At 49.7% G+C, this 9,589-nt stretch carries 18 protein-coding genes and 2 tRNA genes; 11 read left to right on the top strand and 9 right to left on the bottom strand.

The genetic code is table 11. The annotated features are described in order from the left end of the window. Positions 1-41: 41 nt before the first annotated feature. Genes JS46_RS04945 through JS46_RS04935 form a run of 3 tightly spaced genes read right to left on the bottom strand, consistent with a single transcriptional unit; the run spans position 42 to position 1,463 of the window. Positions 42-497, bottom strand: a complete 456-nt coding sequence (locus JS46_RS04945) for an Rz lytic protein (protein ID WP_033748600.1) — start codon at positions 495-497, stop codon at positions 42-44. Further along, positions 485-1,117, bottom strand: a complete 633-nt coding sequence (locus JS46_RS04940) for a glycoside hydrolase family 19 protein (protein WP_033748598.1) — start codon at positions 1,115-1,117, stop codon at positions 485-487. Before JS46_RS04940 ends, JS46_RS04945 begins: the two co-directional genes overlap by 13 nt. Then, positions 1,101-1,463 (bottom strand): phage holin, lambda family, encoded by a 363-nt coding sequence (locus JS46_RS04935; protein ID WP_235212965.1) that lies wholly within the window; start codon positions 1,461-1,463, stop codon positions 1,101-1,103. Before JS46_RS04935 ends, JS46_RS04940 begins: the two co-directional genes overlap by 17 nt. Positions 1,464-1,653: 190 nt before the next feature. On the opposite strand from JS46_RS04935, the gene JS46_RS04930 reads away from it, so the two are divergent. Together JS46_RS04930 and JS46_RS04925 are read left to right on the top strand one after the other, a co-directional pair. Beyond that, positions 1,654-1,836 (top strand): type II toxin-antitoxin system HicA family toxin, encoded by a 183-nt coding sequence (locus tag JS46_RS04930; RefSeq protein WP_033748596.1) that lies wholly within the window; start codon positions 1,654-1,656, stop codon positions 1,834-1,836. A 45-nt stretch (positions 1,837-1,881) separates the two neighbouring features. Beyond that, positions 1,882-2,295, top strand: a complete 414-nt coding sequence (locus tag JS46_RS04925) for a type II toxin-antitoxin system HicB family antitoxin (RefSeq protein ID WP_033748594.1) — start codon at positions 1,882-1,884, stop codon at positions 2,293-2,295. Positions 2,296-2,394: 99 nt separating this feature from the next. On the opposite strand, the gene JS46_RS04920 is transcribed toward JS46_RS04925, so the two are convergent. The 6 genes from JS46_RS04920 to JS46_RS04890 all read right to left on the bottom strand — a co-directional run bounded on the left by JS46_RS04920 (position 2,395) and on the right by JS46_RS04890 (position 6,441). Further along, positions 2,395-2,469, bottom strand: a tRNA-Phe gene (locus JS46_RS04920). A 5-nt stretch (positions 2,470-2,474) separates the two neighbouring features. Continuing rightward, a tRNA-Asn gene (locus tag JS46_RS04915) sits at positions 2,475-2,549 on the bottom strand. 99 nt (positions 2,550-2,648) lie between these two features. Next, positions 2,649-3,062, bottom strand: a complete 414-nt coding sequence (locus JS46_RS04910) for an antiterminator Q family protein (protein ID WP_033748592.1) — start codon at positions 3,060-3,062, stop codon at positions 2,649-2,651. Then, a complete protein-coding gene (locus JS46_RS04905) occupies positions 3,062-4,036 on the bottom strand; it encodes a toprim domain-containing protein (RefSeq protein WP_033748590.1) in 975 nt (324 codons plus the stop codon). The genes JS46_RS04910 and JS46_RS04905 overlap by 1 nt, the downstream gene beginning before the upstream one ends. Further along, positions 4,020-5,642, bottom strand: a complete 1,623-nt coding sequence (locus JS46_RS04900; RefSeq protein WP_033748588.1) for a DEAD/DEAH box helicase — start codon at positions 5,640-5,642, stop codon at positions 4,020-4,022. Before JS46_RS04900 ends, JS46_RS04905 begins: the two co-directional genes overlap by 17 nt. Before the next feature lie 535 nt (positions 5,643-6,177). After that, positions 6,178-6,441, bottom strand: coding sequence for a Cro/CI family transcriptional regulator (locus tag JS46_RS04890; protein WP_072010394.1), 264 nt, complete (start codon positions 6,439-6,441; stop codon positions 6,178-6,180). 91 nt (positions 6,442-6,532) lie between these two features. Here JS46_RS04890 and JS46_RS04885 point away from each other — a divergent pair, with 91 nt between their 5' ends. From JS46_RS04885 to JS46_RS04855, 9 genes are all read left to right on the top strand, one after another. Continuing rightward, positions 6,533-7,240, top strand: coding sequence for a LexA family transcriptional regulator (locus JS46_RS04885; RefSeq protein WP_033748584.1), 708 nt, complete (start codon positions 6,533-6,535; stop codon positions 7,238-7,240). A 168-nt stretch (positions 7,241-7,408) separates the two neighbouring features. Next, entirely contained in the window at positions 7,409-7,711 is a 303-nt protein-coding gene (locus tag JS46_RS24075; RefSeq protein ID WP_152560670.1) for a hypothetical protein, read from the top strand. A gap of 67 nt (positions 7,712-7,778) precedes the next feature. After that, a complete protein-coding gene (locus tag JS46_RS04880; protein ID WP_033748583.1) occupies positions 7,779-7,982 on the top strand; it encodes a hypothetical protein in 204 nt (67 codons plus the stop codon). A 103-nt stretch (positions 7,983-8,085) separates the two neighbouring features. Continuing rightward, positions 8,086-8,277 (top strand): hypothetical protein, encoded by a 192-nt coding sequence (locus tag JS46_RS04875; protein ID WP_033748582.1) that lies wholly within the window; start codon positions 8,086-8,088, stop codon positions 8,275-8,277. Further along, on the top strand, positions 8,274-8,465 hold the full coding sequence (locus tag JS46_RS04870; protein WP_033748580.1) for a hypothetical protein: 192 nt from the start codon (positions 8,274-8,276) through the stop codon (positions 8,463-8,465). Before JS46_RS04875 ends, JS46_RS04870 begins: the two co-directional genes overlap by 4 nt. Continuing rightward, complete coding sequence (locus JS46_RS04865) at positions 8,458-8,802, top strand: hypothetical protein (protein WP_033748578.1); 345 nt, start codon at positions 8,458-8,460, stop codon at positions 8,800-8,802. The genes JS46_RS04870 and JS46_RS04865 overlap by 8 nt, the downstream gene beginning before the upstream one ends. Then, positions 8,799-8,984 (top strand): hypothetical protein, encoded by a 186-nt coding sequence (locus JS46_RS24070; protein WP_152560669.1) that lies wholly within the window; start codon positions 8,799-8,801, stop codon positions 8,982-8,984. Before JS46_RS04865 ends, JS46_RS24070 begins: the two co-directional genes overlap by 4 nt. Next, entirely contained in the window at positions 8,981-9,202 is a 222-nt protein-coding gene (locus JS46_RS04860) for a hypothetical protein (protein WP_033748576.1), read from the top strand. Before JS46_RS24070 ends, JS46_RS04860 begins: the two co-directional genes overlap by 4 nt. Beyond that, positions 9,199-9,585: a hypothetical protein gene (locus JS46_RS04855; RefSeq protein ID WP_033748574.1), complete on the top strand. Its 387-nt coding sequence runs from the start codon at positions 9,199-9,201 to the stop codon at positions 9,583-9,585. The genes JS46_RS04860 and JS46_RS04855 overlap by 4 nt, the downstream gene beginning before the upstream one ends. Positions 9,586-9,589: the final 4 nt, after the last annotated feature.

The following is a 9,589-nucleotide window of genomic DNA, read 5'->3' as shown; positions in this document are numbered from 1 at the left end:
CACTGTCTCCGAAGCTCATCGGGTCCGGTACCGCTGGCACATCAATCGGCGTGGTCAGCTCCGCCGGCAGGTTTAACCGCGGCTCCTTTATTGTCCGGTATTCCACCAGCGGTTTTTGCTGCGTCGCGCAACCGGTCAACAGCATCAGCAGGGACAGGAGCAACAGCGCATTTGTCTGCCGCGAGATAACGCTTAATTTCATTCTGAAGCTTCCGTTTCTGCTGCGCTGTCACGGCGCGCTGTTCAGCCACCTGGCTCATCACGGAGTTTTGCTGATTTACCGCTTTCACCAGGTCGTTCACGCTACCGGCCAGATCGTCATTCTTCGAGCGCAGATCGTTAATCTGTTCGTCTTTGCTGTTCGAAAGCTTTTCAAGCCGGTCGTTGGTGGCGCTCAGCTGCGAATTGCGGGCATTGAGTCCCCACAAGCAAACGCAGATAAGGCCGATGATGATGAGATGAGAGTAATTTCGGATGAAGCTGATTACGTTGAGCATAGAATCCCCTTAGCTTTAGTTAAGCGGGATTTCCTGTCTTCCAGACCGTTAATGCCACCGTTGATGATTCTGGTGATGCGGGTAACATCATCAGAGTCAGCCAGTTCATTCAGACCGTTGTTCTTCCACCAGGCACCAGCCGACATTGCCGCTAGCATATTCCCTGCCAGTCGGTCAGGGTAAGCAACGACATCCACGCCTAACTGCTTCACCAGCGCCGCGTAATTGGCTTTACCGGTAATCTGGATTAATCCACGCCCCCGATAGCGGTAGCCGTCACCAGAACTCAAATCGCCATTGCCGTTACGGTTGCCGTAAACGATGTTGGCGATCATCTTCTGGTTTGCCGGATGCGCCTCATTGCGGCCATAGGCTTTAGCCTGCTGGGGAGTTATCCGACGCTTGAAGGTTGCCAGCAGCGCGGTCTCGCTGTAGTTCAGCCCCTCTTCTACTTTCGTGAAGCCTGCCGACTCATGGCCGGTCTGCGCGAGGAAATGAGCCTGTCTCAGCGGCGTTGTGATGCCGAACGCCGCCATGCTCGCCGCTATATGCGGGAACCATGCGTCACGAACAGTATTAGATACGCCAGTAGCGCGCTGGAAATCACTGGGTGTCAGCATTGCTATCCCCCAAACGCTTATCAATCAGCCTGCGCAGCTTTGATGAAAGCCAGTCCACGCCGAGAAAGCCGAGAAACACTGCAACCACACGCGTTGTGTCGTCGCTGAAGTTCCAGTTAAAGACCGAGCCAATCACCTGAAGCGTTGGCTGAAGGAAAAAGGCAAAGACACTGCACATTGCGGCATCAAGCAGTCGCCGGGGCCACGTGTCCTTACCGATGTAAGTGGCGCGCAGAATTGCCATCACGCCTGCCAGCCCGGCATAACCGGATTCATTTCTGTGGGCATATAGCCAGGCAAGCAGGCTCGCCCAGAAGCCCGGATCTTTTTCTGGCATGCGTTTCATCCTCACCTCCCGAATTGGTCGGTGCCGTTCGTAGTCTTAAGAAAAAAGGCGCCCCTCCCCACACAGCAACGGGGAAATCTCAAAGTTTCGGGAGGGCACCAAAATAACACACACGATACACACTAAATCATTGCATCGCAGTGTGTATTGTGTGTATAATTATCTCATCAGTTAGCGAGACGGAGGAAGATTGAAGAGTTCGGAACTGATAAAGCTGTTAGAGAAAAACGGCTGGCAACTTGAAAGGGTAAAAGGAAGTCATCACCAGTTCAGCCACCCAGATTTCTCTATCGTCATAACGGTTCCGCACCCTAAAAAGGATTTGAAAACTGGTACAGTTCACCAAATCATGAAGGATGCGAAACTTAAATAATCAGGAGCCGCCCGCAAGGGCGCTCTTTATTCGCGGGGTAAATGCATGTTGTATTTCGGTATCGCTGAAATCGACCAGGACAAATCAGCCAGTGGCTATTTCCCGGGTATTCCGGGCTGTACTTTCGCAGGCGATGATTTGCGTGAAGCTTTGCAGGATGCAGAGTCGGCTCTTAACGCTCACTTTGAGCTAATGGCTGAAAAAGGTCTGCCAATTCCTGAGTACAATGATATGCCCGATGTGGATTCAGGCAGCTTCAATGAAAATGGGCTGAAGGTAATGATGATCTGCGTAGATGTTGATATCACCAAATATCTCGGCAAGTCTGAACGTATCAACATCACCATGCCTCACCTCTTGATCGAGAAAATCGATAAAGCTGTTGGACAGGATTCCCGCTATACCAGCCGAAGCCATTTTATTGCGGAAGCTGCTCGCAAAGAGCTGTCTCACCTCTAGCCGTCTTCCTTCGTCTCAAGGCCGCTTAGTGCGGCCTATTTTTTAGGTGCTCCGACGCAAATCGCGGTAACTGCCTGGCTCGTCAGCCCGGAGCTTGTTTGGTGCAAACTGGTGGTAACGATCCACCCTCTCAAGCTCTTCAGGCAAGCGCTAATCCATCTCAGCTAAGTTTGCTTATTTGGCGGGCAAGGCAGGATTCGAACCTGCGACCAATCGGTTAACAGCCGAACGCACAACCTCTGTGCTTCTCACCCTAAAAAAGATATAAAAAAACCCCGCCTGATGGCGAGGTTTCGAATGTTATGTGTCAGTGCGTAGTGACAACTCATAGCAGAATAAAGCCGGTTGTGTAATTACACAACCTTTTTCAATTTCATCGGCAAAATATTTTCTTTGCGACATTCCCGATCCATTTCCAGCTTAATATCGAGTGTGCAAAGTGAGCCCTGGATAAAACTTTCTGCCGACTGAAGGCGCACCGAAACGTGATTGTGTGAAATTCCCAGCTTTGCTGCCATTGCTCGCAGGGTCATATTGTCTATGTAATGCCATTCCAGCAGTGAGCAAAGATATTCGTCATGCTTCCGCAGTCGGATCATTGCCTCACTGATAAACATGCCATCATCATCACAGCATGACGGACGGCCGGCGCGGGTAGCGGGCAGAAGTCGCGATAATCCTGCAGCTGTTCGCGGATAGCCAATATTTGTATCTCCACTCGCAGCCCATGCACCCCAGCGTTCAAGTACCATTTGAATATCTCTCATTATGCGGCCACCTTTTTAAAGAATTGGATTTCACGCACAGCGTGGTGGTTAATAAGTACATCGTTGAAGTCGCCCTGATCCGGCCAGCGGATAATGACTTCACGTAAATCGTTTTTGCTGTCCTGCAGGTTTGAGTGCGCGCAGGCAAACGCCGCTGCGTGCCCGGCAGCATTCTTATCGGTGTCGGCAAAAATAATCAGACGTTTTACGCCATTCGGTACGCGGAACCTCTTCATCAGTGACGTGTTTAGCACTGCCCAAACGTTAAACTTGTAGATTTCCCGGCTCGCCAGAGCAGTTTCGATCCCCTCAGCAATTCCCAGCGTTTCATCTACCGGGAACATGCGAATAGCCACCGATCCGGCGTTCTGCAGATAGTTGTCATCCTGCAGGCTAAGCATCTTCTTAGCGCTTTCCACGTCCGCTTTATGGTTCCCGTCCAACAAAGTTCGGTGCAGATAGCAAGCGTTACCTTTGTCATCTGTCGCGATAGCCCACATTGCGCCAAACGTTCTGCCAGACCGATCTTTCTGCTCGGGATTAAAGCGCACTGATTCTGTTGGCAGCGTATTGATGTGACGCGCCTGAAGATATTGCTCAGCTGCGGTTCCTCGCAGGTACTGAAGTTTTGAGAAGCAGTAAGACACCTTCTCACGAACGGATGCTGTTCCTGTTTCCGGCTTGGGCTGATACTCACTGCGATCAAATTGGCGACCTACTATCTGGTCTACCTCAGCAGCGATCTGCGCATACGTTTTTTCCTGAGTTCGCATCAAAAGCGTCAGGCCATTGCCACTGCCGCATTTGCAGATCCACTCCCCGTTTCCGTTCTTGTCATCGCAACGGAATTTACCCTTCTCACCACACAGCGGGCATTCACCTTTGAAATGACGCTTGCCGGTGATGCCGGGCAATTTATAGTGCTGGTAGATTCGGGCCCACTGTCCCTTTGCAGCTTCAGCAGTTGTTTTCATGACCGCCTCCTGACTGACGCTCTGCCAGATAATCCCTCAGACCTTTAAGGCGCTGCTGGACATACTGGTAGCGCTCTTCCTTCGGCCTTTCTGCGCTGTGTTCTTTCTTGCGGGAATTTGCAAAGGCGATGTTTTTAGCTCTGATGAAGTTGCTCACCTCAGGCGTAATCTGCCTGGGGTTGTCATGAAGACCGTTTGGCCACTCCCCAAATTTGCTTTTGAAAGTATGGGAGCACCACCCACGAGACTTGACCTTGCCGATTGCCGCCTGCTGGTTCTGGTAATACATAAGCTGCGACCAGAAGCTCTGTTTTTCTTCGGTCGTGGCCTTCTTCTTGTCCTTCTTCATTTTTTTTAGTGAGCGCGTCTCGTCTGTTTCAACGTCTTCTCCCATGATCGGTTTGAAGCCACAGGATGGGCATTCGTAAACGCCTGCTGGCTTCATGAAGTGGCACTGACTGCATTCCTTTGGAAGCTTCTCTGCACGTTCTTTCTGAGCCTGTTTGCGGGTTACTTCCATGCCATCAGATTTAGTCAGAAGGCGGTCATATTCGATTTCATCCGGATAGCCCAGCCGATGAACCGTCCCGCTGTGGTCAAAAATAAGGCACGTATCCTTGCCCGGTGCCGTGCGGAGGCCACGCCCAATGCACTGGATCCAGCGAATCTCTGATTTGGTTGGGCGCGCATAGATAACGCAGCGCACATCACTGTCGAAGCCGGCCACCAGCACCCCGACATTCAGCAGCACTTTAGTCGCACCGCTCTCGAAGCGCTGAATGGTCAGCTGGCGGTCTTCCTGCGGCGTTTCGGCGATCATCACTTCGGCGTTCACGCCAGCACGGCGGAACTCCATTGTCAGATAGTTGGCGTGGCTGACATTCACGCAAAAGCAGATGGTGGAAAGGTTCTTGCCGTTCTCCAGCCAGTTTTTAACAATGTTGCCTACCAGATCGGCCCCACACATGATTTCAGCAACCTGTGCCTCGTTATAGTCCGAACCGTACTCGTCTGACTGGGTAGACTTGACGCCTTTCAGATCCGGGCGCGTCGGAGCAAAGAATTCATACCCGCTCAGCGCGCCAGCACGAATAAGCTCTTTCATTGTGGTTGGCTTTATTAGCCGGCTGTAGTAATTGCCCAGGAACTTGGCGAATGGGGTGCCTGACAGGCCGATCACCTTCACATCTGTATCTCGGATGTACTCCAGCAGGCGCTTACGACGCATATGGGCCTCATCGACAATGAGCAAGTCGATGTTGTCGGGCATTTGCCGGCGGATCAGCGTGTCGATTGAGGCAATCTGAATTTTCTTTTCTGCATCCACGTATCGTGGGTCAGCTTCTGCCCATACATAGGCAATGTCGTCGGCGTTAATGCCGTATTCGATAAAGCGTGTCGCTGTCTGGTTCAACAGGATGGTGTAAGGCGCTGCAAACATAACGCGCATTCCCCTTGCCACACATCCGGCAATAATGAATGCCGCCAGCCCTGTTTTCCCGCTACCGGTTGGAGAATAGACCATGAAGGTTCGCTCCTGCTTCCAGTAAGCTCTTAGTTCCGCTAATCCGCGTTCCTGTGCTAAATTGGGTGTGATGTTAAGCATCGTTATCTCCTGCAAGGGCCGTTTCTGTCGCTCGCCAAAGTTAAGATTCGGCTTCTTGCTCTCTGTGGTTTCTGCTGACTAAGTGCTGCTTTCGAAGGGATGGCTTTTCCAGGGAAAGGGCTTTTTAGATCTCACCCTACTTAAAGTAATTACCTGCCTTCTGGCTTAGCCTTCCCTAACACCCCTTTCAAAGATCACCCCCCTTACCCCCCTAGAAAGTTTTCCCCTCTTTCCCGTTGCGGGAGGAAATCATTCCGGGCGGTACTACTCACCAACCAGCTTAGGTTTTGAAACCCGACCCTCACGAATCGCTGAGCAGTTCACTACGAAGAGACGCAATCTGGTATTTGCCTCGCGCCTTGCTTTGTTCTCCTTTCTGTAATCGACAGGCTCCAATTCAAATGCCTGATGGTATGTTTCCGAATATCGAGCCAGTGCCCTTTCTCGCTGTTGCCGGTTAAGCCTCTCCATCTGCTGGAGAATCCACTGAGCATCAGCTTCAAAATGATGCTCAGGGAGGCGGCGATTAATTCCCTCAAAGCTCGTCATGGACTGGCTTGGAGTAACGTTCAGGGTGCAAAACCATTAGCCCATCAAATTCTTTATCTTCCCCGTGTCTTTTTGACGGGAAAGGCTTTGTCTCGTAGGCTGCAATCTTTCCTTCGTTAGAAATCTGAACGAATATTTGGCGCCCGGAACGGAGGGCTTTGCTGATGGCTATTTGGGTAACACCCAGATGCATACCCGCCCTAACTTGTCCGTTCTTAGCCACAAACTCTTTCAGAGTGAATGTCATCATTGTGGGCCTCAATTTTTAGTATCAAAGGTACAAGAAATGATAGTACTATCAGTATGAGACAAATTCAAACGAAAGGTATTAAAATTCGCTCATGAAAACACAATCGCGCTTAACCGAAGAACAGCTCAAGGATGCGCAGCGTCTAAAGGCTATCTATGACGCCAAAAAGAAGGCTCTTGGCATAACCCAGCAACACATCGCTGACGAACTCGGCATCACCCAGAGTGGTGTCGGGCATTATTTAAATGGCAGAAACGCCTTAAACATGAGCTCTGCATTGATGTTTGCTAAAATCCTTGGGGTCCAAATCGAGGAGTTCAGCCCGCATCTCGCGAAGGAGGTAGAGCTGATGCACGCGGCTGCGGCGAACATAAAGTTCGTTGGGAATTATGAAAAAAGGCCGTCTTACCCATTGCTTAGCTGGGTAAGTGCTGGCGCCTGGTCTGAGGCATGCGAGCCATATAATCTGAAGGACATTGACGAGTGGTATGAGTCAGACGCTCATATCGAGGGGAGTGGATTTTGGCTTCGCGTACAAGGCGATTCGATGACATCCCCCTCAGGGATTAGCATTCCGGAAGGAATGCTAATACTGGTAGACACGGGCAAAGAGGCTAAAAATGGCAGTCTGGTTATAGCTAAGCTGGTTGATGCTAATGAGGCAACATTCAAAAAATTAGTTATAGATGGCGGCCAAAAATTTCTTAAGGCCTTGAATCCACTGTATCCTCTTACGCCAATCAATGGCAACTGCAAGATTTTAGGCACTGTAGTCGAGGCCAAGTATCTATTCAACTAACCCCCCACCCAAAAGATAAAAGCCGGCATTAGCCGGCTTTTTTACAAGTAAATTTCCTGACAAATCATCCACTAATACCTTTGGTTATAAAAATAATTCACTTTTAGTATTGCAAATACTAGTACCTAAAGTACTATTAACTCATCGGCAGACAACGGAGCCTATGAGATGAATACCCATTTAAAAAACGTTATCGATTGTGAATCAATTTCAGTGAGGGTTGCTCCTGGCGAGTATTTTGAATTCGCCGTTGTTGATAACAAAGACATGTTCCCGCATTTTTTCAAAACGTCTGAATCTTTCAATATTCAGCTTCAATGCAACTGTATTGATTCCTTGGTTTACGCACTGTATGAACGCAAGGGGAATATTGCTTACCTTGTATGCTCTTGGGAGCATAAAAGCGAAATTAATGATGCCGCCTTGGGAATAATAAGATCAAGACCCAACCTTTCTTATCTTTTGAATTAATTTAACTGAAAAATAATTACAGCGCCTGCGCTGGGGGATTTTGCAACCAAATTTCAGGAGTAACAAAATGAACGAAGAATTATCACAAGATATCCAGCGCAGCATGATTAAGATTTGCGATGCTCTTTCAGCGCTTGAGTACGCATACCGCAGCACAAATGATGCCAAAGATTTCGCAGACGTTATGGCGATTATTAATGTCGCCACTCATTCAGGCATGACCGCCTACGAAACTCTCAGTAATGCGATTGATAAGGTAACGGCGAAATGAAAATCACAAACTCGGAAGAATACCGTAAAGCAGTGATGTTTCATAAGTCAGGTCTGGACGTGCTGGCAAACCTGTTTCTCCGCGCTGCATATGGAGTCAAGCCATGAAGGCGAGCGTTGTAAGCAATGCCAGATACAAAGGTGATCAACTTTGCGCATTACTTCAGGTGATGAATAACACTAAAGAATTCGATGATGATGCAATTGTTCATGACCTGATTTCACTTGCGTTTGATTTATCCGTTGAAGTTTCTGCAATGTTAATTTCCGAAGATGAAAAAGGAAAAAATAAATGATAACCATTGAATCTTTCGAAGAAGCAGACAATCTTGCCGAGCAACTGATAACACTTCTTCAGGCTATTTACACAGGAGGCCTAAGCGAGCCAGAAAAGGACATCCTTATTGGCCTTGCACTGAACTTAATGCAGGACCTCTACCGCTTTTGTAGAGCCGGCGCAAAAAAGGAGGGGGTCTATGACTAGCATTGTTGAGCGTAACCGCACCCGCCTGGTGAATATCTACCTGGCAACACTGGTGCATAAAACCGGCGCAATGGTAGCGCCGGTTAAATTGCCTGACGGGAAAATGACAGCGATTGAACTGGACGCAGAAATCGTTAGCAAGGCTCTTATTAAATTTTTCGAAACTGCTGTTCGCAAAGTTATCTCTGGCGATGCAGCTGACCGTGAAATTGCAGAAACCTATGGGGAATGCGTGAAGCTCAAATCAGGAAAGCTTTCTGACATTGGTGTCGGCTTCATGAGCGCCCTTCTGACAAACCTTATTGAGCAGGCATTTGGTCAGCGAGGTGCGGAATGAAAACGAATGCTTCTATTCCATGCGAAATCAAAGGTCCTGCTCTGCTGCACATTAAGCGCGGAGAGATCACGTCCTGCGAGGTATTCGGTCACACCGAAACAGTAAAAGCGCTGAATGCCTTTGTAGAAACCGCGCTCTCCAGTGCGCCGTCCGCAAGCTCAGCCAAGGATAACCGGTCATGACAATTACAGCACTTCGCGCCCCGGAATGGGTGATCAACCAGGCAACAAAGAAGCTGGGGCAATACAGAAAGCGGCGCGTCTTCCCCTGTCGCATACGCGGCACCGGCTATCTCAGCCTGAAGGTTAACCCGCGCTGGCGCCTGCTTTCGCAGAACGGCGGCAAAGACTGGCAGTTAATGACACATGAAACGTACAACCACGTTAAGGACAGAAAATGATCCAAGTATCCAAAAAATTGCCTGGTGTGGATGACGCTTTCCGCCAGGTGAAATCACCGGTTTATATCGTGACACGTCACGGCCGTAACCGCCGATTCCTCAGCCGCAGCGCTGCGATCAATAACCTGGTGCATTTCATGGTGACCGGCACCTTCGATAAAGCAGGCATCCCGACACATGAGGATATGCGCGAGGTGTGGAGTGAAGGCGTTCTGGTTCACAAGCAAGGCGAGCTGACCGAGCAGTACTGGAATGCACACAATCGCACCTATCGCCGCGTTCTGAAACTGATGGCCCGCCGCCGGGCGATCCAGAAGTGGAAGAAGAATTACGACGCAGCCAGCAGCACCATTGCCCAGCTGCTTAGCCAGAAACCTTACTGAGGCC

It is taken from the genome of Pantoea sp. NGS-ED-1003, assembly GCF_000738765.1.
Classification (GTDB): domain Bacteria; phylum Pseudomonadota; class Gammaproteobacteria; order Enterobacterales; family Enterobacteriaceae; genus Pantoea; species Pantoea septica.
Note: the sequence above shows the minus strand (reverse complement) of the source record. Positions and strands in the feature narration are given on the sequence as shown.

What these genes read in the sequence shown, in the direction of transcription:
- JS46_RS04945 (WP_033748600.1), bottom strand. Translation starts at nt 497, where the DNA reads ATGCTCAACGTAATCAGCTTCATCCGAAATTACTCTCATCTCATCATC.
- JS46_RS04940 (WP_033748598.1), bottom strand. Translation starts at nt 1,117, where the DNA reads ATGCTGACACCCAGTGATTTCCAGCGCGCTACTGGCGTATCTAATACT.
- JS46_RS04935 (WP_235212965.1), bottom strand. Translation starts at nt 1,463, where the DNA reads ATGAAACGCATGCCAGAAAAAGATCCGGGCTTCTGGGCGAGCCTGCTT.
- JS46_RS04925 (WP_033748594.1), top strand. Translation starts at nt 1,882, where the DNA reads ATGTTGTATTTCGGTATCGCTGAAATCGACCAGGACAAATCAGCCAGT.
- JS46_RS04910 (WP_033748592.1), bottom strand. Translation starts at nt 3,062, where the DNA reads ATGAGAGATATTCAAATGGTACTTGAACGCTGGGGTGCATGGGCTGCG.
- JS46_RS04905 (WP_033748590.1), bottom strand. Translation starts at nt 4,036, where the DNA reads ATGAAAACAACTGCTGAAGCTGCAAAGGGACAGTGGGCCCGAATCTAC.
- JS46_RS04900 (WP_033748588.1), bottom strand. Translation starts at nt 5,642, where the DNA reads ATGCTTAACATCACACCCAATTTAGCACAGGAACGCGGATTAGCGGAA.
- JS46_RS04890 (WP_072010394.1), bottom strand. Translation starts at nt 6,441, where the DNA reads ATGATGACATTCACTCTGAAAGAGTTTGTGGCTAAGAACGGACAAGTT.
- JS46_RS04885 (WP_033748584.1), top strand. Translation starts at nt 6,533, where the DNA reads ATGAAAACACAATCGCGCTTAACCGAAGAACAGCTCAAGGATGCGCAG.
- JS46_RS24075 (WP_152560670.1), top strand. Translation starts at nt 7,409, where the DNA reads ATGAATACCCATTTAAAAAACGTTATCGATTGTGAATCAATTTCAGTG.
- JS46_RS04880 (WP_033748583.1), top strand. Translation starts at nt 7,779, where the DNA reads ATGAACGAAGAATTATCACAAGATATCCAGCGCAGCATGATTAAGATT.
- JS46_RS04875 (WP_033748582.1), top strand. Translation starts at nt 8,086, where the DNA reads ATGAAGGCGAGCGTTGTAAGCAATGCCAGATACAAAGGTGATCAACTT.
- JS46_RS04870 (WP_033748580.1), top strand. Translation starts at nt 8,274, where the DNA reads ATGATAACCATTGAATCTTTCGAAGAAGCAGACAATCTTGCCGAGCAA.
- JS46_RS04865 (WP_033748578.1), top strand. Translation starts at nt 8,458, where the DNA reads ATGACTAGCATTGTTGAGCGTAACCGCACCCGCCTGGTGAATATCTAC.
- JS46_RS24070 (WP_152560669.1), top strand. Translation starts at nt 8,799, where the DNA reads ATGAAAACGAATGCTTCTATTCCATGCGAAATCAAAGGTCCTGCTCTG.
- JS46_RS04860 (WP_033748576.1), top strand. Translation starts at nt 8,981, where the DNA reads ATGACAATTACAGCACTTCGCGCCCCGGAATGGGTGATCAACCAGGCA.
- JS46_RS04855 (WP_033748574.1), top strand. Translation starts at nt 9,199, where the DNA reads ATGATCCAAGTATCCAAAAAATTGCCTGGTGTGGATGACGCTTTCCGC.